This is a genomic window from Micromonospora sp. NPDC006431, from assembly GCF_042870725.1.
Classification (GTDB): Bacteria; Actinomycetota; Actinomycetes; order Mycobacteriales; family Micromonosporaceae; genus Micromonospora.
Genome location: NZ_JBIAHQ010000034.1, coordinates 23908 through 46756, shown reverse-complemented (window position 1 = coordinate 46756; position 22849 = coordinate 23908). Strand labels below are relative to the sequence as shown.

General features: G+C 68.4%; 18 protein-coding genes and 2 pseudogenes. 7 read left to right on the top strand and 13 right to left on the bottom strand.

What is annotated here, in order from left to right; all coding sequences use genetic code 11:
- Nucleotides 1-455: 455 nt before the first annotated feature.
- The 11 genes and pseudogenes from ACFYM6_RS33080 to tnpA all read right to left on the bottom strand — a co-directional run bounded on the left by ACFYM6_RS33080 (nucleotide 456) and on the right by tnpA (nucleotide 10692).
- Complete coding sequence (locus tag ACFYM6_RS33080) at nucleotides 456-734, bottom strand: hypothetical protein (RefSeq protein ID WP_387281394.1); 279 nt, start codon at nucleotides 732-734, stop codon at nucleotides 456-458.
- A gap of 455 nt (nucleotides 735-1189) precedes the next feature.
- Nucleotides 1190-1357, bottom strand: coding sequence for a hypothetical protein (locus tag ACFYM6_RS33075; protein WP_387281397.1), 168 nt, complete (start codon nucleotides 1355-1357; stop codon nucleotides 1190-1192).
- Between the two features lie 724 nt (nucleotides 1358-2081).
- Nucleotides 2082-2129, bottom strand: a pseudogene (locus tag ACFYM6_RS33070) (hypothetical protein); the annotation flags it as partial.
- A gap of 848 nt (nucleotides 2130-2977) precedes the next feature.
- Complete coding sequence (locus ACFYM6_RS33065; RefSeq protein ID WP_387281393.1) at nucleotides 2978-3403, bottom strand: NmrA family NAD(P)-binding protein; 426 nt, start codon at nucleotides 3401-3403, stop codon at nucleotides 2978-2980.
- 16 nt (nucleotides 3404-3419) lie between these two features.
- Nucleotides 3420-3899 carry a DUF5996 family protein gene (locus ACFYM6_RS33060; RefSeq protein WP_387281392.1) on the bottom strand — a complete coding sequence of 160 codons (480 nt, stop codon included), beginning with the start codon at nucleotides 3897-3899 and terminating at the stop codon, nucleotides 3420-3422.
- A 388-nt stretch (nucleotides 3900-4287) separates the two neighbouring features.
- Nucleotides 4288-5112, bottom strand: coding sequence for an alpha/beta fold hydrolase (locus ACFYM6_RS33055; protein WP_387281391.1), 825 nt, complete (start codon nucleotides 5110-5112; stop codon nucleotides 4288-4290).
- 23 nt (nucleotides 5113-5135) lie between these two features.
- Nucleotides 5136-5834: an alpha/beta fold hydrolase gene (locus ACFYM6_RS33050; RefSeq protein WP_387281390.1), complete on the bottom strand. Its 699-nt coding sequence runs from the start codon at nucleotides 5832-5834 to the stop codon at nucleotides 5136-5138.
- A 99-nt stretch (nucleotides 5835-5933) separates the two neighbouring features.
- On the bottom strand, nucleotides 5934-8201 hold the full coding sequence (locus ACFYM6_RS33045) for an ATP-binding protein (protein WP_387281389.1): 2268 nt from the start codon (nucleotides 8199-8201) through the stop codon (nucleotides 5934-5936).
- Nucleotides 8202-8414: 213 nt separating this feature from the next.
- The gene (locus tag ACFYM6_RS33040; protein ID WP_387281388.1) at nucleotides 8415-9587 is read right to left on the bottom strand and encodes an alcohol dehydrogenase catalytic domain-containing protein; all 1173 of its coding nucleotides are present in this window, start codon (nucleotides 9585-9587) and stop codon (nucleotides 8415-8417) included.
- 138 nt (nucleotides 9588-9725) lie between these two features.
- Nucleotides 9726-10358: a putative quinol monooxygenase gene (locus ACFYM6_RS33035; protein ID WP_387281396.1), complete on the bottom strand. Its 633-nt coding sequence runs from the start codon at nucleotides 10356-10358 to the stop codon at nucleotides 9726-9728.
- Nucleotides 10261-10692 (bottom strand): IS200/IS605 family transposase, encoded by a 432-nt coding sequence (gene tnpA / locus ACFYM6_RS33030; RefSeq protein WP_387281387.1) that lies wholly within the window; start codon nucleotides 10690-10692, stop codon nucleotides 10261-10263. Before tnpA ends, ACFYM6_RS33035 begins: the two co-directional genes overlap by 98 nt.
- Before the next feature lie 23 nt (nucleotides 10693-10715).
- On the opposite strand from tnpA, the gene ACFYM6_RS33025 reads away from it, so the two are divergent.
- Nucleotides 10716-11867, top strand: a complete 1152-nt coding sequence (locus ACFYM6_RS33025; protein ID WP_387281386.1) for an RNA-guided endonuclease InsQ/TnpB family protein — start codon at nucleotides 10716-10718, stop codon at nucleotides 11865-11867.
- Between the two features lie 442 nt (nucleotides 11868-12309).
- Here the strand turns inward: ACFYM6_RS33025 and ACFYM6_RS33020 are convergent, their stop codons facing one another.
- Complete coding sequence (locus ACFYM6_RS33020; protein WP_387281385.1) at nucleotides 12310-13884, bottom strand: MFS transporter; 1575 nt, start codon at nucleotides 13882-13884, stop codon at nucleotides 12310-12312.
- 241 nt (nucleotides 13885-14125) lie between these two features.
- Here ACFYM6_RS33020 and ureB point away from each other — a divergent pair.
- From ureB to ACFYM6_RS32990, 6 genes and pseudogenes are all read left to right on the top strand, one after another.
- Nucleotides 14126-14434: pseudogene (gene ureB / locus ACFYM6_RS33015) on the top strand (urease subunit beta); the annotation flags it as partial.
- A 597-nt stretch (nucleotides 14435-15031) separates the two neighbouring features.
- Entirely contained in the window at nucleotides 15032-16222 is a 1191-nt protein-coding gene (locus ACFYM6_RS33010) for a low temperature requirement protein A (protein ID WP_387281384.1), read from the top strand.
- Between the two features lie 814 nt (nucleotides 16223-17036).
- On the top strand, nucleotides 17037-18416 hold the full coding sequence (locus tag ACFYM6_RS33005; RefSeq protein WP_387281383.1) for an ABC transporter substrate-binding protein: 1380 nt from the start codon (nucleotides 17037-17039) through the stop codon (nucleotides 18414-18416).
- Between the two features lie 75 nt (nucleotides 18417-18491).
- Entirely contained in the window at nucleotides 18492-19445 is a 954-nt protein-coding gene (locus ACFYM6_RS33000) for a carbohydrate ABC transporter permease (RefSeq protein ID WP_387281382.1), read from the top strand.
- 12 nt (nucleotides 19446-19457) lie between these two features.
- Nucleotides 19458-20345: a carbohydrate ABC transporter permease gene (locus ACFYM6_RS32995; protein WP_387281381.1), complete on the top strand. Its 888-nt coding sequence runs from the start codon at nucleotides 19458-19460 to the stop codon at nucleotides 20343-20345.
- Nucleotides 20346-20439: 94 nt separating this feature from the next.
- The gene (locus ACFYM6_RS32990) at nucleotides 20440-22107 is read left to right on the top strand and encodes a glycoside hydrolase family 13 protein (RefSeq protein WP_387281380.1); all 1668 of its coding nucleotides are present in this window, start codon (nucleotides 20440-20442) and stop codon (nucleotides 22105-22107) included.
- A 51-nt stretch (nucleotides 22108-22158) separates the two neighbouring features.
- Here ACFYM6_RS32990 and ACFYM6_RS32985 read toward each other — a convergent pair whose 3' ends face one another.
- A complete protein-coding gene (locus ACFYM6_RS32985) occupies nucleotides 22159-22797 on the bottom strand; it encodes a discoidin domain-containing protein (protein ID WP_387281378.1) in 639 nt (212 codons plus the stop codon).
- Between the last annotated feature and the right edge of the window lie 52 nt (nucleotides 22798-22849).

The window sequence follows — 22849 nt, the reverse complement described above, 5'->3', positions numbered from 1 at the left end:
AGCAAGTCATGGAACGCCACCACGCCGACAAAATGCTCATCCCCGCCCTGCTCAACGCATCCCGGCCATAATCAACCGACTTTGCTTTGGCTCTGGTCCGGGAGGGCTGGTAGTCCCTTGTTCTGCAAGGGTAGCCGCTGGTCGGTTCGGTCCTGGACGGCCTGACATGGCCCTGGTGGCACCCGCTTGTGGCCCGTGGGGTGGCCCGGCAGCCTTGACTGTCAGTGGCAGAAGTGGCTCAGCGACGGTTACGAGATCGGCGGACTGCCCAGACCCCGCCAACAATCGCCGCAGCAGTTGGCAAGAGACAGAAGAGCGTCAGGACCAACAGGTGCCACGGCTTGAGAGCTCCCATGGCCGAGAGGATAGGCAGGGCTCCCCAACGCCGCTGCCCCTGCTGCGTGCCGGAGCGAGCGAGGTCGCAGCTGCTGCACCAGTCTGTGGAGCGCGTGTGACTAGTCGCGCGTGAGTCCTGGCGGAAGGGCGTCTTCGTCGGTCCCGACCCGGCGAGCGTTGACCAGCGGATTGCGGTGCAGGGCGGTAATCAGGGCGGCCGTGCCGCCGATGTCGGTCCATAGGTCGTCCCAGAGGGCGGAGACGAGCCAGGAGTGATCTGCAGGGAAGAACAGATCGGGCAATGGTCCTTCGCCGCGCATGTGACCGGTCCGCCAGGTGAGGGCTTGTTCGGGTCCTGCTTCGACCAGCAGGTAGGGCCAGTTCCAGTAGAGGGACACCTTCGGAGCGAGGGGGAAGACGATGTCGTGGGCGCCCGTGTCGAGATAGCCCAGCCACCAGGGCTGGTCAGGGGGTGTGCTGGGTGAGTACGTCGATCACAGCGCGTTCATGGGCTTGGACACTCACGCCGTCGGGCGGGTAGAAGGTGGCGTAGGCGTCGAACACCGGCGGTATCGCTGTGGTGATCGAGATACCTTCCGTGGTTTTACCAGCAATCCAGGCGACGTCGCCAGCCGTACCGATCCGCCAGCTTCGTCCGTCCTTGGTGACCTCCATGGGACCCATATAAGCCGATACGCCGATCGAGTGGGCCAATGTTCGGTAGGGACGGGCTGCTGGAATCGATCCCGACACCTTCGCGCCGCTTTCGCCCTGAGCGCCAGTTCAGCAGCCAAACGAGCGTCGCTGCCGGGCACTGTCCATGCCGTGCCCGGCAGCAGGCGACGGATCAGCCTCAGGTTGTGACGGCCAGACCCTGGCCTAACCGCCCGGCGGCCGCCAGTTCGTCGACGCCGAGGAAGCCTCCGACGATCTGCCGGACCGGTTCGTGGTGCCGGCGGGTCGCGTGCACGTACACGTTCATCGTCGTGGTCACGCTCGCATGCCCGGCCATCGTCCGCAGCGCCGCCAGGTCGACGCCCTCCGTGGCCAGCAGCGTCAGCAGCGAGTGCCGCAGCCCGGTGCATCGTCATCCGGCGCGGCAGACCCTTCTCGCGCGCCAGATCGCGGATCTTCACCCACCGGTCCGTGTAGAAGTCCTCGTACCGCCAGTGGTTGCCGCGCGGCGCCACGAACACGAACTGCCGCCCCGCCTCCCGGCTGGCGGCCGCCACCCGGTCGGCGACCATCCGCATCACCGACGCCGGCAGCGGCACCTCCCGGTAGCCCTGCTTCGTCTTCGGCTTGGGCTCGACCACCCACCGCCGGTTCACCTTTCGCAGGACCTGCACGATGGACACCGTGGAGCGGGCGACGTTCACCGCCCGGGGCGGCAGCGCTGACACCTCACCCCAGCGCAGACCGGTCGCCAGCTTGCACAGCAGCAGGTCCGCCGCCTCCGGGTCCACCTGGTACGCCGCCTCCAGGAACAGCCGGGCCTCGTCCGGGCTCTCCAGGATGTCCCGCTCGGCGCGCGGGCCCTCCGGCAGCGGCAGCCCGTCCATCGGGTTCGACGTCCGCATGGCGGGCTCGCCGTCCTCGCCGGGCCGGCACGCCGCCTTGAAGATCGGCACCACCGTCTCACCCCGGATGTTGGCGATCGTCTTCGCCGAGAGGCCAGCGTCGCGCAGGCCCTGCTGCCACTCGCGCATCTCCCGCCGGGTGATCTCGGCGATCGGCCGGTCGCCCTGCCGCGGGAAGACGTGCTTCTCCAGGCGCTCCCGGTACTTGCGCACCGTCTCCGGGTGCGGTTTCACCAGCTGGCCCAGCCACTCCTCGGCGTACGCCCGGAATGTCAGCACGCCCTCGGCCGGCTCGGGCGCCGGGGCGGCCACGCCGGCGGGCACCAGGTGCGCGAACCCGTGCTCGGCCAGCTGCTCCGGCGTCGGCCGATGGTTGCCGGCGGCGTCGACGAGTGCCTTGAACCGCTTGGCGTCCACCTGGTAGTCGAACTGCTGGCCGTCCCACTTGCCCGTGCCGCCGATGCGCCACTTCACCCGCCAGCGGGTGACCTTGCCGCCCTCGTACTGCCTCTTCTCGATCTGCGCCACCGTTCCTCCACGTGAACGCGGCGGCCTCGACCCGGTGTCCTGCGGGCTCCGCCGCCGACGCACCTATATGCGTAACGGTGGGACCGCAACCGGATCGCACGCCGGACACAAGATCGCGCCGTCCGCTGCAGCGGACGGCACGGTTCAGGGCCCGTGATCCCGTGGTGATCCCCTGGCGGCAAACAGCCCGAAAAACGATCAAGGCCGCTAACCTGAGTTCTGCCAGGTCAGCGGCCCAAAGCCTGTGTCGTTCGTACTGGTGTCCGAGGGGGGATTCGTACACGAATTTGCGGCACCCATGCTCAGCATGGGTGCTCATGCCGTGAGACTAGCAGCCGGCCCTTTGTGGAGAAGGGCCTTGGTCCACGCCTCCATTGTGTCGCCACATGATTCGCGTCAGCTGCCATCAGCTCGGCTGGTCACGGCGGAAGACCGAGGCGCTCGGCTGACCCCTTTCGCGTCACGTCACGCCACGGGAGCGGGGCGCGCCGAGACCGAGCGTGAGCCCCAACGACGTCCTTAGCCGGGAGGGTTCACAAAGCAGATCCAAACGTGCGGTCGGCCCACTCCGCGAAGCTGGTCCAACCAACCTCGGGGTGGGCGGCATGCAGCGCGGCGATGTCCACCTGATAGCCCGACCCATTCAAGAACGTCCACATCGCGTGCATGTCCGGATTGCCGATCTCGGCCAGCGGCACCCTCTCATGGCGCACTTCCCGTCCCAGCGCCGCGCTCAGCGCGGCCGCCATCTGGGCCGGCGTAGGGGCATCGCTGGCCAGCTCGATGCGCCGCCCGACATAGGGGGCGGGGTCGAGAAGCACCTGCGCGGCGAAGACGCCGAGGTCGGTGCGGGCAAGCTGCTGCAGCGGCCGATCCGCCGGCAGCGGCAGGTCGAGCAGCCCACTGCGAATGCGGTCCGCCCCGCCGAGGGCGTTGTCGAAGAAGTACACCGGCCCCAAGATCGTGTACGGGACGTCACCAGCAGCCCTCCAGCACGAGTCCCAGCTGGCTGAGTACCTGCCAGTACCGGTTGACCCAGTGCGGGTCGTACGCGGCGTGCGTGGTGTCCTCGGCGAACGGGATGCTGTCGGTCAGATCGTAGGGCTTGCCAGCGATGTGAGCGCGGATGCCGAAGTGCGACAGCGCGGTGAACAGTTGCTCGTGGAACGCGGCGACGGACAGGCCGGGCAGCGGGAAGGAGGCCGTCTGGCCGGCGAGGGTGTTGATGACAAGGCGGTGGTCGACGAAGTCGAAGTCGATGGCGAACATCAGGTCCCGGCCCATGGGTCGGGAGGTGATGCCGCGGCCGGTCAGATGGAACGGCACATGCCACCAGTGGTTGCGCGGTGGTGCCTGGTCCAGCCGGATCTTGCCGACGATCTGTGTGAACCGGTGGACGGTTTCCTTCGAGTCCGCCCAGGCGGACAGCGGGATCGGCGGGAACAACTCGGTCATCCGGACTCCTCCGACAGCTTGCCTTGCAGCACGGCCAATGCCGGCATCCTCCCCGATCCGATGGCCGTGCGGGCGCTAACCTTGCGTCTTGACGTCGCGCGCAATGTCGATGAACCCGCTTGTTCCGGGCTGGCCTAGGCCGACGCGCCGGACATGGCGCTGTCCTGTCGGCCGGCCGAAGCGCCGATGCTCGGCAACGTCAGACCGCGGCACCTTCCGCCCGGTAGGGCGCTGTTGGGCACTTGACGTGGCGGACGACAGATCCAGGCGGTACGCCATGGACAAGTGACGGAGGCGGGCTCGGTATCCGGCGGTTGGAGTTCCCGTGCGGGGCCCTGAGGAGGACAGGGCCCCGCATCTCATGGCTGGTTCTAGACGGATCGGAGGGTCAGCGGGTGCCTCTGTCGGCGTCGACGATGAGCTGTATCACGAGATCCGGGTGGCTGACCATGGCCACGTGGGAGGCGGCGACCTCGTCGGTCTGTGAGCCGGCCCGCTGGTATTCGTAGCGCTGCAGCGCGGGTGGAATGGCTTTGTCATCGGTGGCGATCAAGCCCCACGAAGGGATGGTGTGCCAGGCGGCGGCCTGGGTCAGGTCGGTGAAGCAGGCGGCGCTGAACGGCCGCTGCGTCGTCGCCATGATCTTGGTGGTCGATGCCGGCAGGTCGGCGGCGAAGACCTGGCGAAGCTTGTCGGCCTGGAGGTACAGGTCGGTGCCGGTGGTGCCGTCCGGGTTCGGGTACGGGACCGGGTTGAGGGCGGCCTGGATCTCGCTGCCGGGGTACTTGGTGATGAGCTGGCCGAGGGCCTCGCCGGTGTCGGGGACGAACGCGGCAACGTAGACGAGGGCTTTGACATTGGGGGCGCTGGCGGCGGCGTTGGTGATGACCGCGCCGCCGTAGGAGTGACCGACCAGGATGACCGGACCGTTGATGCTGTGCAGCAGGCTGGCGATGTAGGCGGCGTCGGTGGGCAGGCTGCGCAGCGGGGTCGCTGGTGCGATCACCGGGTAGCCACGCTCTTGCAGCCGTTCGACGACGCCGGCCCAGCTGGCGGTGGCGTCGGCGAAACCGCCGTGGACGAGCACGACGGTGGGTTTGGGGGGACGGGTGCGGTCGGCGGCGGCCGGGCTGGCCGCCATGGCCATCGCGGAGGTGGCGACCGCGGCGCTGACGCCGGCGACGAACGTACGCCGGGAGACGTTGGCGGGCATGAAGGCTCCTGACGTGGTGGTGATCAGTAGGTGGCCGATGCGACGGCTTGGCGGATGAGGTCGGCGACCGCGGCCGGCTGGGAGGCGTAGATGGCGTGGCTGCCGATCGCCTCGGCGGTGACGGCGCCGGCGCGGGTGGCCATCGCCCGCTGCGCGGCCGGCGGGATCATGTGGTCCTCGGTGGCGACCAGGTACCAGCTCGGCTTGTGCCGCCACGCCGGTTCGGTGACCGCACCGGCCAGTGCCTCGACGCCCCACGGCACCTGGGAGTCGGCCAGGAAGGCAGCCTCGTCGGCGGGCAGGTCACCGGCGAACGACGCGGGGAACTTGTCCCGGTCGAGGAACAGGAATCCGTCGCGGGGCGGCAGGATCGGCGGGACCGGGGCGCCGGGCGGCGGGTCGGCGATCAGGGTGTTGACCGACTCGCCCTTGTCTGGGGCGAACGCCGCGATGTAGACGAGTGCGGCTACCCGTTCATGAGCGCCCGCTTCGCTGATGACCGCGCCGCCGTAGGAGTGGCCGACCAGCACGGCCGGGCCGTCGAGCCCGTCGAGGATGTAGCGGGTCGCGGCGACGTCGCCTTCGAGTGAGAGGGTGGGGTTCTGCACGATCTTGACGGTGAAGCCGTCCCGGGTCAGCAGGCGATGCACGCCCTGCCAGCCTGATCCGTCGACGAAGCCGCCATGGACCAAGACCACATTGCGGATGGTTGGTGTGCTCATGGAATGCTCCCGAGTACCGGGGCGGGCGGATCGCCCGCCGCTTCGCATCCCATGCAAGCCGTAGCGCAGGTGCCGGAACAGGCAGAGCAGCAGGCAGAACTACTCGCCGCTGCCTGCTCCTATCGCTGCGGCTCTGGCCCGGCAGTGGTTGGCGCGGTCGTGCTGCGCGACCGACTCGTACAGGTCAGCCGCCTGTAGCAGGCTGGCTCGCGCTTGGGCGGCGTGGTCCTCGTCGTAGAGTTCCTCGCCGAGTATCCGCAACCACGCCGCCTGCCCCATGAAGACCTGCAGGCGGCCGAAGAGATCCACTGCGCGCAGCATCATCGGTATGGCTTCGTCGCGGCGGCCGACGCGTCCAAGGGCCCGGGCGGTGAGGCCGAGGACGTGCGGGAGTTCCGCTTCGGCGATCTCCGCTGACATGCCGGAGGCGGGATCTTCCACCAGTGCCAACGCACGCTGGTAGGCGGCAAGTGCTTCTGCCACGTCACCGAGGTCGAAGGCGATGGTGCCGCTGGCCAGCAGTGCCTGGTTGACGTCCCGCACGTTGCCAGCCTGATCGAGCAGAACGGCTGCTTGGCGTACCGCGGTCAGCGCGGCCTCGAGGTCGCCCACCCCGCGGTGGGCGGCCGCGATGTACGTCAGGGCCCATCCCTCCTGCCGGAGGTTGCCGGCCTGGCGGGCCAAGCTCAGCGCCCGCTGCGCATAACCCAGTGCGGTTGGCATGTCCTTGCGCCATGGCAAGGTGTGGGCCCAGGCAATGTGGTTGAGGAATTCGGCCTGAAGTCCGGCGTCGCCGAGCGCGACCGCCGAGTCGAATGCGAGCGTGAACACCTCGAGCCAGCGGGGCCAATGCACCCAGTGTTCGGCGAACCAGTGCAAGGCACTGGCGGCGCGAACCACGGCGTGGTGGTCCCCGTCGACCGCAGCGGCGCCGAGCGCCGGGAACCAGTGTTCCGCCTCGATGCGTATCCAGGCCTTGGCGTCCTCGGCCGAGGCGAAAACGGGACCCGCGGACTGGCCTGCGTCCGGACCGAACCATCGCCCGGCTGCGGTAACGGTCGCCAGCAGCCAAGAGACCATCTGCCGGCGGACGGCGATCACCATGTCGGCTGAGTCCTCTTGCTCAAGCCGCTGCTGCGCGTACAGCCGCACCAGGTCGTGGAAGCGATACCGGTCGCCCTCCGCGATCTCCATCAGGCCCAGATCGACCAGATCGTCGAGCTGGTCCTCGGCAACCGGCACGGCGACGCCGCCGAGCACCGCCGCCAGGGCTGCGCTGAAATCCGGGCCGGACACCAGCGCGGCGCGGCGAAACAACTGCCGCGCCGCGTCCGGCATTTGCTCGTACGACATGTCGAAGGCCGCCGCGACCTTCAGGTCACCCGCGCTGAGCTGATCCAGCCGCCGCTGATCGACCGACAACCGCGCGACCAGATCGCCCGTACTCCAGATCGGCCGCGATACCAGCCGGTTTCCCACGATGCGTACCGCCAGAGGCAGCCCACCCAGCAAATCCACCAGGCTCTGCACGTCGTGGTCATCCGGCACGTCCGCCCGCTCGGCGAGGATCCGCCTGAGCAACTCGGACGCGTCAGCCGCCGGCATCGGATCCAGATGAAGCCGGTGTACGCCTTCCAGCCCGGCCAGCAGACGGCGGCTGGTCACCAGGAGCTGGCTCTGCCCACCACCGGGTATCAGCGGGCGCACCTGTGCCTCTGACGTCGCATCGTCCACCACCACGAGCACACGCTTTTGCCGTAGCAACTGCCGGTAACGCCCAGCACGCTCGGCCGCATCCTCCGGAAGCTGCTGATCCCGCACGCCCAGCGCCCGAAGCACACGCGCCAGCATCTCGTCACTGCCGACCGGGCGCGCACTCATCCCCAGCGCATCGAGGAAGTACACCCCGCCGGGGAACCGGTCGCGCAGACGGTCCGCGGCCCGTACCACCAGGGTTGTCTTACCCAGCCCGGCGCCGCCGGAGATCACCCCGACATTGGACCGGCCACCCGACTCGTCCAACGCATCCACCAACCGGAAGATCCACGCCAGCTCGGCCGCCCGGCCGGTGAAATCCCCGATCGATCCCGGCAACTCGCACAGGCCAGGCGCGGCGGTCATGTACGCAGGCCGCGTACGCCCGACCTTGGCGAGCGCGACGAATTCGTCCCGGCGGACGCCGCCAAGCTTGAGCGCGTCGGCGATCAGCGCCACCGTCCGCCGCTGTGGCCCAAGCGCCCGCCCGCGTTCCATGTTGCTCAACGCCCGCACGCTCACACCAGATGCCTCAGCCAACTCCTCCAACGTCAGTCCGGCGGCGTGACGCGCCACACGAAGCGCCACCGCGAACGAACCCTCGCCACTCATTCCACCGTCATACACCGCCCGGTCACCCAAGGGGGCAGTCGCACGGTCAGATAACTGGTGCCCCTGACCGTTCAGGGTCAGCCAGACCGTCCGGTTCCACTTGGCCGCCGGTGATCCGTACGGTCCCGCAGCTCAAGTCCGCCTCCACGTGAGATGATCGAGAGAGGATCTGGTATTTCCCGCGTCCGAGCGCTCGGAAGCTTGGCGGCCCCTTCAGGGATGCAGCACCGCTTTGATCACGTCGTCGCGGCGGTCGAAGCGCTGGTAGAGCTGGGGCGCGTCGGTGAGGGCACCGTGGTGGGTGACGATGACACCGGGCCGGGCTCGTCCGGAGACGACGAGGTCGCGAAGGAGCAGGGTGTAACGGCGGTCGTGGGTACGGCCGAACCGGACGGCGACGCCTTTGCTGAACAGCGTTCCCCATGGCGCGACCAGGTCTTCGTGGGCGGTCGCGCCAGAGCGGGGCTGCAGGTCGGTATCCGGGTACACCCCGGCGACGCCGATCGAACCGGTTGGGTTCACCAGCCGGGCGGCGTCCGCGATCACCTGGTTGGGGCGTTCCTGGTCAGGGTGTTCGCGGTCGCGGGCCTGGAATCCGACCGCGTCGATGACCTTGTCGATCCCGTTCAGTTTTTCCTCGCCGAGCGGCAGCCCGGCCCGTGCCCGGTGTTCGCGGATCTGTTCGACGGGGTCGCCACGGCGAAAGTCGATCGGGACTGCGCCGACCTCGCCGGCCTTGTCGAGCCGGGCGTCCACCCCGTCCACGCAGTACACGACGCGGGCACCGAGGAGCAGCGCTGAGTACGCGCTGAGCAGCCCGATGGCGCCGGCGCCGAACACGGCCGCCGTGTCCCCGGCTTCGATCCCAGCGAGGGTGGCGGCGGCGTGCCAGCCGGTGACGAACGCGTCGGCGAGCAGGACGAAGTCGTCCTCGTGCGCGTCGCCAGGGTCGCCGGGCATCGGTACGCAGTTCGCATCCGCCCACGGCACGCGGAGTAGGTCGGCCTGGGCACCCGGGTAGGGGCCCATCCCGGCGTAGCCGTACGCGGCACCCACCCCTTCCGGTCGGGCCCGCAGGCAGGCCGCGGAGAGCCCTCGGGCGCACATTGCGCACGTGCCGCAGAACAGGTGCGTGGGGATCACCACCCGCATGCCCGGCCGGATCGTCTGCACGGCGTTGCCCACCTGCTCGACCACGCCCAGCGGTTCGTGGCCGAGCACCAGTCCGGGCGTGGCGCCCGTCCGCCCGTCGTACATGTGTAGATCCGTGCCGCACAGGGCGCTGGAGCTGATCCGCACCAGCGCGTCGGTCTCCGCCTCCAGCCCCGCGTCCGGCACCTCGCGTACGCCGACAGTCCGGACGTCCTCGTACACCACCGCTTTCACGTCTGCTTGCTCCAGTTCGTGATCCCGACCATCCGCCCCAACAAGATGGCGGCGACAATGACAACACCCACAGCGCGCGGCGGCGGGTAGGACTTCAGGCCGTGATCGGCTCCCGGTGGGGCTCGCTGATCATCATCATCATGTGCGCGGTCCACGGGGCGATGAGGCGTTTGTCGATCTCGCCCCGCACGTGCGGTAGAAGTTGGAGGTGTTCATGTGTTTGTCGAGGGCCGCCTGCTCAGTCCAGTTCTCGTACAGGAACATGACCGACGGGTCCTCGACCGACTGGTAGAGGTCGTAGCCCAGGCACCCGGGCTCGGCGCGGGTGATCGCGACCATCTCCAGGTGGCAGTCGCCAACCGCGGCCTCCTCGTCAGCCTTGATCGTGAAGAACGGCACGAGGGTCACCTGCGCCGGCGAGTTCCCGACCGGCCGTGGGCGGTCGAGCCGGGTGTCGGGTTCCGACAGCATCTGCATGCGCCACTGCGTGTACGGGGCGACGATCTCGCCCGCGACGGTCTCCGTGAGGCACTGCCGCACGTGTGTACTCGCCAGATGCGCGTCCAGGGCCTGCTCGTCCGCCCAGTTGCCGAGCACGTAGAACGCGGCCGGGTTGTTCTTCAGCGGTTGATAAGGCGGGAGCCCTGGCCGTTTACGGCCGGGAGGAACGCCGTCACGGACCGGGACGTTTCTGGTTCTCGATGTACTTTTTGACCACCGTGAGGGGCGCGCCGCCGCATGATCCGGCGAAGTACGAGGGCGACCACAGATGCTCGCCCCACAGGTACTTGCGCAGGTGTCCGGCGAACTCGCGGCGCAGGTATCGAGATGAGACGCCCTTGAGACTGTTGACCAGCCGCGACAGGGCGACGCTCGGCGGGTAGTGGACGAGCAGATGCACGTGGTCGTCCTCGCCGTTGAACTCCCGCAGTTCGGCGCCGAAGTCCCGGCACACCTCGGCCATGACCTGCTGGCAGCGGGTGAGGATCGGATCGGTGAGCGCCCCGCGCCGGTACTTCGTGGTAAAGACCAAGTGCGCGTGAAGGTTGTAGACAACCGAGCGTCCCCGGCGAACCTCCGGGTCTGGGGTCCATCGTGGTGACATAGACCAAAAGGTACGATGATGGTGTGAAGTTGGTGGTGCAGGTGAAACTCCTGCCGACGCCCGACGAGGCTGCGGCGCTGGAGGCGACCCTGGGCGCCTGCAACACGGCAGCATCCGACGTCGCAGTGATGGCACGGGAGATCGGCTGCTACCGCAACTACGACCTGCGCCGGCACGCCTACCACGGCATCAAGGACGACTACGGGCTCGGCGCGCAGGCCGCCCAGCACGTCATCAAGAAGGTCGCCGACGTCTACAAGACGCTCGCAGGCAACCTCAAGGCCGGCAACTATGGCAAGCCCGGATCGAAGCGCCGCCGCAAGGTCGAGACCAACCCGATCATGTTCCGCTGGGACGCCGCCCAGCCCTACGACGCAAGGATGCTGTCGTGGCGGCACGACGCCCGCGTCGTCTCCATCTGGACCGTGCAAGGGCGGCTCAAACAGGTCGCGTTCACCGGTTCCCCCGACCAGATTAAGGCCGTCGAAACCCATCCGGTCGGCGAGTCCGACCTGGTGCACCGGGACGGCATGTGGTTCCTGTACGCCACGGTTGAGGTGGACGAGCCGCAGGTCTATGAGCCGGACGGATTCCTCGGTGTCGACATGGGGATCGCGAACATCGCCTACGACTCCGACGACACCCGTTACGCCGGAACCAAGCTCAACGGCTACCGGCGCCGCCAGCAGCGGCTCAGGAAGCGGTTGCAGGAGAAAGACACCAAGTCGGCGAAACGGCTCCTGGCCCGCCGCCGCCGGAAGGAAACGCGGCACACCGCGAACATCAACCACACCATCGCCAAGAGCATCGTGACCGAGGCTGCACGCACCGGCCGCGGAATCGCCGTCGAGAAACTGACGGGGATCCGCGACCGGGTCCGGCTGAGGAAGCCCCAACGGGTCACGCTGCACTCGTGGGCGTTCCAGCAACTCGGCGCGTTCCTGGTCTACAAGGCGCGCCGGGCGGGTGTACCGCTGGTCCAGGTCGACCCCCGGTACACCTCCCAGACCTGTGCAGCTTGCGGGTATCGGGACAAACGGAACCGACCCAACCAGGAAACCTTCATCTGTCGGTCGTGTGGGGTCGTTGCCCACGCCGACCACAATGCGGCTCGCAACATCGCTTCGCGTGGTGTCGTGAGCTGGGGCGCAGTCAATCGCCCGCACGCGGCCTAGCCTGGCAGCCGGCGAGGACAGTGATCCGCAAGCCCGCCCATTCATGGGCGTGTAGTTGACCTGATGCACGTCGTAACTGACGTTGCCGCCCTCCTGCCGGGTCGCCTGCGTCAGCCGAAGAAGGGCGTCCTGGACGGCATCCGCGCGCCCGGGACCGGCGATCAACTGAGTCAGGACCGCCGCTTGGCGGGGCGATGCGGACGGCAACATACCCTCGCTTCGTCCGCGTTCGTTTCCGATCGCCATCGTCCCCCGTTTCCCGCCAGAGCATGCCCTCAGCGATATGGATCTCGTCGCACCGTACTGCCCCTTCTTGCCCGCGTTCGGGACTTTCCTCCAACGAAGCCCTTTGCGGCCAGCGTCCCGCCAGCGATCCGTCCATGGTTGAGTTTCTCCGGTCTCACCGGTCCGACGACGGGTGCCGTCATCCGTGGCCGGCGGATCACCCCTGTGGGGGCGAGACGAAGTCCTTGGAGCGGATCATGCCGAAGGACAGCACCCCGGCGACGATGGTGACAATCGCCGCGAGGAGCAGGATCTCGTTCAGGGCGCTGGCAAAACTGCCGCGCGCGATCTCGACGAGCAGGCCGCGCTGCTGTGGCGGGACGGTGGCGAACAATCGGCTCACGCTGCCGTTGCGCAGTGCCGCCGCGATGTCGGCGCTGTGTGGGGCGAGCGGGGTTCCAGCGACCTGGGTCTGCACCACGGTGGTCAGCCGGTTGGCGAACAGGGTGCCCAAGAGCCCGACGCCGGTAGCAAGGCCGACCTGCCGGAACGTCAGGTTGATACCCGAGGCCATCCCCGATCGACGTGTCTCCACGACCCCGACCGCGGTGGAGGCCAGCGGTGGGTTGACGAACCCGACGCCCACGCCGGCCATGATCAGCCCCGGGATCAGGTGTGTCCACGACGAGGCCGCGGTCAAGCCGCGCATGAGCAGCAGCCCGACGCCGACCAGCACCAGCCCTGGGCCGACGATGGTGCGGATCGGCACCTTCTCGCTCAGCCACCCCGCCACTGTGCTGGCGACCAGGACGCCGGCGGAGAGGACGAGCAGCCGCACGCCGGTCTGAAGCGCGCTGTAACCGAGCACGTTCTGCAGGTAGAGGACCACGTAGAGCAGCATGGCGAAGATGCTGAAGGAAAGGCCGAACGCGGCGATGTCGCCACCGACGAAGGTGGGCACCCGGAACAGCCGTAGCTCGAACATCGGGTGCGAACTGCGAGCCTCGACCAGCAGGAAGGCGATGAGCAGCACTGCGGCCGCGGCGAAGCATGCGATGACCTCCGCCCCCGTGAAACCACTGCGTCCCGCTTCGATGAGCGCGTAGATCAAGGCGGCCAGTGCCCCGGAGAAGATCGCAAAGCCCGGCCAGTCCGGGCGCTTGGCCTGCTCGTCGCGTGACTCGGCAACCCTCAGCATGGTCAGGGCCAGGGCGATGACACCGATGGGCACGTTGACGAAGAAGATCCACCGCCAGGACAGGCTCGACACCAGCACGCCGCCGATGATGGGACCGACGGCTGCGGCGAGCCCGGCCAGGGCGCCCCAGACGCCGAAGGCCACGCCGCGCTCGGGACCGCGGAACGCGTTGGCCAGCAGGGCCAGTGAGACGGAGAACATGATGGCCCCACCGACGCCCTGCAGGCCACGGGCCAGTTCGAGCATGAGCGGGGACTGCGCGATGCCGCAGAGCGCGGACGCGGCGGTGAAGACGACCACGCCGACCAGGTAGATGCGGCGGCGGCCGTACAGGTCCGCCAGGGACCCTGCGGTCAGCAGGAGTGCGGCCAGGGTCAGCGCGTAGGCGTCCACGACCCACTGCACGTCGGAGAAGGACGCCCCCAGCGACGCCTGGATGTCGGGCAGTGCCACGTTCACGATCGTCAGGTCGATCAACAGCATGAACGTGCCCACGCAGACCGCCGTGAGAGTCCACCATTTCGGGTCGGCTCCTGGATGTGGCGACCCGTGTGCCCCTGCGCTGGCGGCGCCGGTCCGGCTCGGCTCGGTCATAGCCGGGAGAGTACCGAGACCTGTAGCACTATATGCATCTTGGTGGGTATTTGGCCGCTTCGGGTGGTAGGCCCGGATAGAGTCCCCGCTGGCACGCTGTCCGCAAGCAGCACCTCCTGGTGAGGGACGAACTCCCTCACCAGGGGGTAGTAGAGGATGGCCCACGGTTGCCCTCAGTAGGCGGGCCAGGCCCGAGAGGAATGTGAGGAAGTAGGTGGCGACGCGGCACCCCGGATCCGCCATGAAACACCGGGAGCCCGTTGGCGGTTACGTCCTCTCGGAGGAGCCACTGGAACTCAATGCGGGCCGACCCACCATGCGGATTGAGGTCCGCAACACCGGCGACCGGCCGATCCAGATCGGCTCAGACTTCCACTTCTTCGATACGAACCGGAACCTTCCGTTCGACCGGGCGGCGCCCTTCGGTTGGCGGCTGGACATCCCCACCGGTACGCCGATCCGGTTCGAGCCGGGCGACCGGAAGACCGTCCAGCTCGTGCCGTACGCGGGCCGGCAACGGGCGTACAGATTCAACGGCCTGGTGAACGGCTGGACCGGCGTCGGCCCGGTCCCTGGTTATCAGCCGGACCACCCAGCGGCAATCCGGCGGGCCTGCAGTCGCGGCTTCAATTTCACCGCTGAGGCCGGCGGGGAGAAGCAGCCAGGCCTGGGCGGCGGGTCGGCATGGACCTCTACATCGAAATCGAGCGGGACCTATGCACCCTCAGCGACGAGGCCGTGTTCGGCGGCGGCAGCCTTTCGTCTTCACCAACTGCAAGACTGGTGCGGGGATCGACAAACTGATCTCGCTCATCCGATACCACGCCCTCTTCGACCTGCCCCAACCGGCCGACCTCGGCCAGCTGTCCGCCGGGCCACCGCCGGACGCCCCGGTCCACGCCTGATCTCCTTGGACGACATGCCGGAGCTGGCGCCGTACCGCGGCGAGCCGACCCAACTACCCAGCGCCGGAGTCAATCGGCTGCCAAATGACGCGGGGCTGACCTACCGGGTGCTAGGGCTGGAAACCGAACCGGTCCGTGCCCAGATGGGCAAATTCAGGGCGAGGGCCGTTCACACAACGCACAGCAGCAGGGGGCGGGCCCCGGCCGGAACGGTCGGCCAGGGCGTCCCGCCGGCAACTTAAGTGACGAACGAGTCGCGGTTTTTTCGTCTGGTCGAGCGCCTGGGACTCCGCGCGCCAGCCCGACGACGTCAGGAGGGCGAACGTCACGCGACCTGGCTGGAACTCTTCTTCGACCTGGTGTTCGTGCTGGCCCTGGCTGCCGTCGCCGGCCGGCTCGGATCCCACGCCTCACCCCGCACGCAGGATGCCGCCATCACGTTCGGCCTCTTCGCACTGGTGCAGTGGGCCTGGGTCGGCCAGGTCTTCCACGACAGCCGATACGACCCGGACGACGGCCCGCACCGGCTGATCGTGCTGGCTGCCATGGCCGGCGCCGGAGCGATCGCGGCCGGTGTCGGCGACGCTCCCGACACGCTGCTGCTGCCAGTCGGCTACCTCGTCGTGCGCGGGTCGCTGCTGGTGCAGTACCTGAGGGCACGAATAAGTAGCAGATCGGCCGGAGAGCTGACGACCGTCTACTTCACCGGCTTCGGCCTGGCCTGCCTGATGTGGCTCGCCTCGCTCGCCGCGCCCGCCCACATCCGGCCCGCGATCTGGATCACCGCATTCGGCATCGAACTGGTCACGCCCTGGCTCGGCATCCGCCGCCTCGCCCGGTTCCCGGTGGACACCTCTCACCTGCCGGAACGGATCGGGCAATTCACGATCATCCTGCTCGGCGTATCGCTGACTGACATGCTGGCGGCGCTGCGTGATCATCCACCGCCGCGCGCCATCGCAGCCGCGCTCGTCGCGTTCGTCATGCCAGCCTCGATCTGGTGGATCTACACCACCTTCGTCACGACCCGGCTGGCGCTGCCCCGACTACGCGGGGGTCAGGCCTACGCCTACCTGCACCTACCGTACGGCGCCGCTCTGCTCTTCCTCGGCTGGTCACTCGGCCAGATAGTACGACTGGCCGCATCTGGCGCACCGGTGCTCCCCCTCACCCTGCGGCTGCTGCTCGCCGCAGCGATCATCATCTGGATCCTCAGCGGCCTGGCACTGGGCTGGGTATCGCTGCGGTCCCTGCCCCGCCGACGGTTAGCTGCCGCACTGCCATGCGTCGCACTCGTCGCCGTCATTGTCGCCACGATCACCAGACCGGTAATCCTCCTAATCCTGCTCGCCGCCACCCTCGCCAGCTACGCCATCATCACCAACCGCCAGATCCGTGCCGCTGCCTCTTCCGTCCGAGAGCAACGCCCGTGAACGTCCAGCCGTCGGCGGACCTACCATGCCGTCAGCGTTGGCTGCTCTGCCTGCACGCGGCGGCAGCCCGTCGAGGACAACACGCACCTGTCTGGGGCGCGTGGCTGCGCCGCCGGCGCCGCGCCGCCGAGGCCAGGGCGCCGCTGCGCGGCGGCCGAGCGTTCGACACGCGGAGGTCGGGCACGGCGGTGCTGACGCCCGTGGCACGTACGGTCGCCACAGGCCCGTGGCGGAGAGCTCCACGGCGGTGGGCCGGATGGTGCGCTGCTGCCAGGCGTTGCCGCCGCGGGGCTGGGTCGCCGAGGCGTAAGGCTGGTTGATCCAGCCCGGGCTGGTCAAGGTGTCCGAGCGCAGCCAGGTCCAATGGCTTGCCGACGGTGACTTCGGACAGTTGCGGATCGTGGGTGCCGGCGGAGACGGCCACGGCCAGCAGGTCGGTGCCCCTGAGACTGGGGTCCGGGGAAGGGTTCGACCAGTGCCTGTCCCGGGCGCTGCTGGTTGCAGCGACAGGTCGAGTTTGGTCGGTGTGCCCTGGACTCCAGCAGGACCTTTGGTAGCTCGCGCCGATCGCGGTGCCATCGCTGTCACGTCGAGCAACGAGCGTGGTTACGCATTTGGGTCGGTTCTTTGCAATACTCAGTCGAAACCTTGCGACCATCAGTCGCCATCGCTACAGTGACGACTCACGCCACGCCTCCACGCCACCGGGGTCGACCTCGTCCTTGGGTGACTCGGGAAGCAGCACCACACCGCCGCGGTGACGGCCATCGCGGGACCCACCACTACGAACGCCCGTTCCCGAAGGGATGGACAGATGTCGCTACCGCACTACCGAAGGGCCGCGGTGGTAGCCCTCGCGGCCGGCCTGGGGCTCAGCCTCGCGGCGTGCTCCACCAAGAGCGACGACGGGTCGACCGACGCCAAGGGCAAAGTCACCATCACGGTCGACTGCATGCCGGTCGGCTCGCAGAAGGACCTGGTGAAGAACTGGAACGACGACGTAGCCGAGTTCCAGCGGCAGAACCCGACCATCACCATCAAGAGCGTGAGCGTCGGCGAGCAGTGCAACAACCCGCCGGACTTCACCGCCCGCCTCGCCGGCGGTACGGTGACGGACCTGTTCTACGGGTACATGACCGACCTGCAGCAGGTGCTCGACTCCGGCCAGGCGATGGACGTCACCGACTACGCCAACAAGAACACGGTCCCGACCTGGGACAGCATCGACCCGGCGCTCAAGGACGTCTTCACCGACAACGGCAAGCTCTACGCCATCCCGACGAAGAACTACTCGATGGGGCTGCTCTACAACAAGGCCTTGTTCCAGCAGGCCGGGCTCGACGTGAACAACCCGCCGAAGACCTGGTCCGACGTCCGGGCGGCCGCCAAGAAGATCGCCGCCCTCGGCAACGGCATCGCCGGGTACGCCGACTACAGCGCCGGCAACACCGGCGGCTGGCACTTCACCGCCGAGATGTACGCGCAGGGCGGCCAGATAGTGACGGCCGACGGCAAGAAGGCCGACTTCAACAACCCGATGGGCAAGCAGGTCCTGCAGAACCTCAAGGACATGCGGTACGGCGACAACAGCATGGGTCAGCGGCAGCTGCTCGGCTGGGGAGACCTGTTGACCCTCGCCGGCGCGGGCAAAGTCGGCATGTTCGTGGGCGCACCGGACGCCACCACCGCGATCGTGACCCAGTTCCAGGGCAAGTACCAGGACTGGGCGATGGCCCCGATGCCCGGCCAGGACGGCCCGGCGAAGGGGACCCTCGGCGGCGGCGAGGGCTACTTCTTCAAGAAGGGCCTGACCAAGGAGCAGGCCGAGGCCGGCCTGAAGTGGCTGGCGTTCGAGAAGCTGACCCCGGGCAAGGGCCAGTTCGACTACCTACGGGCCAAGCCGCAGAACCAGCCGGTCGGTCTCCCCCAGCCGACGCTGTTCGCCGTCGGCAGCGACGCGCAAAAGCAGGAACTGGAGCTCCGCAAGGCGAACGCGAACGTCCCGGTCGAGAACTTCACGGCCTTCGAGGCGAGCCCGGCCCCGATCAAGGGCGAGCCCCGCAACGCGCAGGCGATCTACGCGGTACTCGACGCCGCGATGTCAGGGGTGCTGACGAACCCGAACGCCAACGTCGACGCGCTGCTCAAGACGGCCGAATCCAAGGTCAACCAGCTCCTGGCCAGCAACGGATGAGCATACGGACGGGGCCGGCTCCCGGCCCCGCCCGTCGTCCGCAGGCCAACCGCCCCCACGTCCAGGAGCTCGCACATGGCTCTCACCACCGTTGCCGGCACCAGCCAGCAGCCCGGCAGCCGGCAGCCGCCTCCCGGTCGTCGCGCGCGTGCCCGCCTCGGTCGAAAGGTGCGGGACAACCTCACCGGACCCGCGTTCCTGATCGGGGCGATGCTCTGCTTCGCCCTCTTCGCCTGGTACCCGATGATCCGCGGCGTCGTCATGAGCTTCCAGCGGACCCGGCGGGGCGAGACCACCTGGGTCGGCTGGGACAACTACGTCCGCGTCGTCAACGACCCCAGCTTCTGGACGGCGTGGAAGAACACCCTCTACTTCACCCTGCTCGCGCTCATCCTCGGGTACGTGGTGCCGTTCGCCGTGGCGATCATGCTCAACGAGTTTCGCCACGCAAAGGGCTACCTGCGGGTTCTGGTCTACCTGCCGGTGATGCTGCCACCCGCGTCGGCGCTGTTCCTGTTCAAGTTCTACGTGTACGACCCGAGCGACGCCGGCCTGTTCAACGCCATCCTCGCGGCGCTGCACCTGCCGACGTCGGAGTGGATGCAGTCGTCGACGATGACCATGCCGGCGATGGTGATCGCGTCGACCTGGATGAACATGGGCGGCGCCGTGCTGATCTACCTGGCTGCGCTGCAGAACATCCCCGGTGAGCTGTACGAGGCGGCGGAGCTCGACGGGGCCGGGGTCTGGCGCCGGATCGTCAACGTGACCATCCCCCAGACCCGGCTGATCCTCACCCTGATGGCGATGCTGCAGATCGTCGCCACGATGCAGTTGTTCATCGAGCCGCTGATCCTCGCCAACGGCGCCGGCACGCAGGACTCCGCGACCTCGGTGGCGTACCTCATCTACCAGCACGGGTTCTTCCAGAACGACCTCAACGGCGCTGCGGCGCTCGGCGTGCTCATGCTGGTGGCGTTGGGCGGCTTCTCCGCCGTCTACGCGCGGCTGGCCGCACGACAGGACTAGGACGGGGTGACCATGGCACAGGACTCCGGGGGCCGTACCCTCATCTCCCCCGCCCAGCTGCGGCGGGGCCGCGGTAAGGTCGTCTACTGGATCTTGCTGGTCGCCGTCGTCGTGGGCTTCACGCTCGTCTTCCTCGGGCCGCTCTACTGGATGATGACGGGCGCGCTGAAGTCGGGCCAGGAGATCGCCCAGACTCCCCCGACACTGTTCCCCGAGGATCCGCGGCCGCAGAACTACGCCGACGCGTGGACCAACCTGAACCTCGCCAAGCTGCTGTTCAACACGTTCTACTACGCCACCGGGGCGCTGCTGTTCCAGCTCGTGCTCGACACCGCGGCGGCGTACGCCCTGTCGAAGCTGCGACCGGTGCTCGGCAACCTGATCCTCGGCCTGATGCTGGCCACGCTGATGATCCCGGCGATGGTGCTCATCGTCCCGCAGTACGTGACCGTGATCGAGCTGCCGATCCTGCACCTCAACCTGCTCGACTCGCCCTTCGCGATCTGGCTGCCGGCGGTGGCGAACGCCTTCAACATCTTCCTGCTGAAGCGCTTCTTCGACGCCATCCCCGAGGACCTGATGGCGGCGGCCACCATCGACGGCGCGGGGCCACTGCGGACGCTGTGGTCGATCGTCCTGCCGATCTCCCGTCCGATCCTGGGCGTGGTCTCCATCTTCGCGGTGACCGCGGTCTGGAAGGACTTCCTGTGGCCGAAACTGGTCATGCCCTCACCCGAAACCCGCACGGTGAGCGTCGGCATCTACGCGTTCTCCGCGGGCACCCCGATGAACGTGGTGGTCGCCGCCGCGGTCATCGCCGCCGTCCCCACGATCGTGTTCTTCCTGATCTTCCAGAAGAACATCATGTCCGGCCTCACCAGCGGCAGCCTCAAGGGCTGACCCAGGTCCGCGTCCCCTCGACGTGATGCCCGGCCACCACCACCCGACGTGGCGGCGGCCGACAGCACCGTACGCACGAGAAAGCAGGTAGTCCGTGGCGGAAATCCACGCCCCTCAAGCCACCAGGGCACGCGCACTTCCCACCGAATGGTGGCGTTCTGCCGTCATCTACCAGATCTACCCCCGCAGCTTCGCCGACAGCAACGGCGACGGCATCGGCGACCTCGGCGGCGTACGCGCGCACCTGGACCACCTCGAGGCGCTCGGGGTCGACGCCGTGTGGTTCAACCCCTGGTACGCGTCACCGCAGGCGGACGCTGGCTACGACGTGGCCGACTACCGGGCCATCGACCCGGTCTTCGGCACCCTGGCCGAGGCCGAGGAGCTGATCCGGGAGGCGCACGAGCGGGGCATCCGGATCATCGTCGACGTGGTGCCCAACCACTCCTCCACCGCCAGTCCCTGGTTCCTCGAGGCGCTGCGCATCGGACCGGGATCCGCCTCCCGCGACCTGTTCTGCTTCCGAGCAGGGCGGGGCGAGGACGGCGAACTGCCGCCGAACGAGTGGCAGTCCATCTTCGGCGGCCCCGCGTGGACCAGGACCAGCAACCCGGACGGCTCGCCCGGCGAGTGGTACCTGCACCTGTTCGCCGCCGAGCAACCCGACCTCAACTGGGAGAACCCCAAGGTCCGCGAGGAGTTCGAGGACGTCCTGCGGTTCTGGTTCGACCGCAGCGCCGACGGCATACGCATCGACTCCGCCGCGCTGCTGATGAAGGATCCGGCGCTGACCGACTTCGATCACACCGACCCACCGTTCCCCCACCCCTACACCGACCGGGACGAGGTGCACGCGGTGTACCGGTCGTGGCGGGCGATCGCGGACAGCTACCCCGAGCCGCGCGCCCTGATCGGCGAGGTGTGGCTGCCCGACGCGGACCGGTTCGCAGCCTACCTGCGCCCCGACGAGCTGCACACCGCCTTCAACTTCGCCTTCCTCGGCTGCCCGTGGGAACCGGACGCGCTGCGCCAGGTCATCGACGAGACGCTGGCCGTGCACGCCCCGGTCGGCGCGCCGCCGACCTGGGTGCTGTCCAACCACGACGTGCCACGGCACGTCACCCGCTACGGTCGCGCCGACACGTCGTTCAACCTCGAATACCGGCAGCTCGGCGCACCCACCGACCGGACGCTGGGCCTGCGCCGGGCCCGCGCCGCCATCCTGCTCACCCTCGCCCTGCCCGGCTCGGCCTACCTCTACCAGGGCGAGGAGCTCGGCCTGGAAGAGGTGGAGGACATTCCCGAGGCGCTGCGGCAGGATCCGATGTTCCTGCGCACCCAGGGCGAGAACCTCGGCCGCGACGGCTGCCGGGTGCCGGTCCCCTGGTCGGGCCAGGAGCCACCCTTCGGCTTCAGCCCACCCGACGCGCGGGAGCCCTGGCTGCCGCAACCGCCGGCGTGGCGGGACCGGACGGTCGCGGCGCAGACCGGCGATCCGGACTCGATGCTGGAGCTGTATCGGCGGGCGCTGGCCTGCCGGCGCGGCGAACCGGCGCTCGGGGACGGTCCGTTCACATGGTTACCGGCGCCCGAGTCCGTCCTCGCCTTCAGCCGGGGCCCGCAGGGCCGCTTCGTCTGCGTCGTCAACCTGTCGGACCGGGCCACCGAACTGCCCATGGCCGGGACGGTGCTGCTCAGCAGCGGTCCCTTGGACGGAACCCAGCTGCCCCCGGACACCGCCGCCTGGGTATCGAATTGCTGAACTGCCATGAGGGTGTCGCCAGGACTCCTGGCGGCACCCTCATGAACCCCATTACGCGGAGTAGATCTCGACCTCGGACAGCTGGCCCGCCGGCCAGCCGCTGTTGGCCGTCACGTTCAGCCGCACGTACCGGACGATGGTGTTGGCGAAGGTCACGGTGACGGTGTTGGCGGTGGCCGGGTTGAACGTGTACCCGGCCGAGCCGACGATCGTGTCGAAGGCCGAGCCGTCAGTGCTGGCGAGGATCGAGAGCGTCCGGGTGCGCGTCGCCCAGGCGGACGAGGGCGGCAGCTTCATGATGAGCAGGCCGATCCCCGACGCGGAACCGAGATCGACCTGCCACCACTGTGGAAAGGTGTTGTTCACGCTCTCCCAATAGGTGTTTGCGTCGCCGTCGACCGAGTTCCCGGATCCGTAGACCTGATTGTGGCCGCTCTCCGAGGTCGACTTTCCGCGAGCCAGGTTCGTGTTGGCCGCCGGGTCGGTCGTCTGCGTCACGGCGTTGGACGCGGGCGATACGTTGCCCGCGGCATCCTGCGCGGTGACCGTGAAGGTGTACGCCGTGCCGGGGTTGAGTCCGCTCACCGTGTAGGACCTCGCCGAGGTGGTCGCGACAACCGCTCCACTCCGGCGTACCTGGTAGCCGATCACACCGACGTTGTCCGTCGACGCGGACCAGGCCAACGACACGAACCTGGGCGTGCAGCGACGACGCCCGCAGCGCCAGCGCGACCGCCGCCGG

What these genes read in the sequence shown, in the direction of transcription:
- ACFYM6_RS33060 (WP_387281392.1), bottom strand. Translation starts at nt 3,899, where the DNA reads ATGACCGAGTTGTTCCCGCCGATCCCGCTGTCCGCCTGGGCGGACTCG.
- ACFYM6_RS33055 (WP_387281391.1), bottom strand. Translation starts at nt 5,112, where the DNA reads ATGCCCGCCAACGTCTCCCGGCGTACGTTCGTCGCCGGCGTCAGCGCC.
- ACFYM6_RS33050 (WP_387281390.1), bottom strand. Translation starts at nt 5,834, where the DNA reads ATGAGCACACCAACCATCCGCAATGTGGTCTTGGTCCATGGCGGCTTC.
- ACFYM6_RS33045 (WP_387281389.1), bottom strand. Translation starts at nt 8,201, where the DNA reads ATGAGTGGCGAGGGTTCGTTCGCGGTGGCGCTTCGTGTGGCGCGTCAC.
- tnpA (WP_387281387.1), bottom strand. Translation starts at nt 10,692, where the DNA reads ATGTCACCACGATGGACCCCAGACCCGGAGGTTCGCCGGGGACGCTCG.
- ACFYM6_RS33020 (WP_387281385.1), bottom strand. Translation starts at nt 13,884, where the DNA reads ATGACCGAGCCGAGCCGGACCGGCGCCGCCAGCGCAGGGGCACACGGG.
- ACFYM6_RS33005 (WP_387281383.1), top strand. Translation starts at nt 17,037, where the DNA reads ATGTCGCTACCGCACTACCGAAGGGCCGCGGTGGTAGCCCTCGCGGCC.
- ACFYM6_RS33000 (WP_387281382.1), top strand. Translation starts at nt 18,492, where the DNA reads ATGGCTCTCACCACCGTTGCCGGCACCAGCCAGCAGCCCGGCAGCCGG.
- ACFYM6_RS32995 (WP_387281381.1), top strand. Translation starts at nt 19,458, where the DNA reads ATGGCACAGGACTCCGGGGGCCGTACCCTCATCTCCCCCGCCCAGCTG.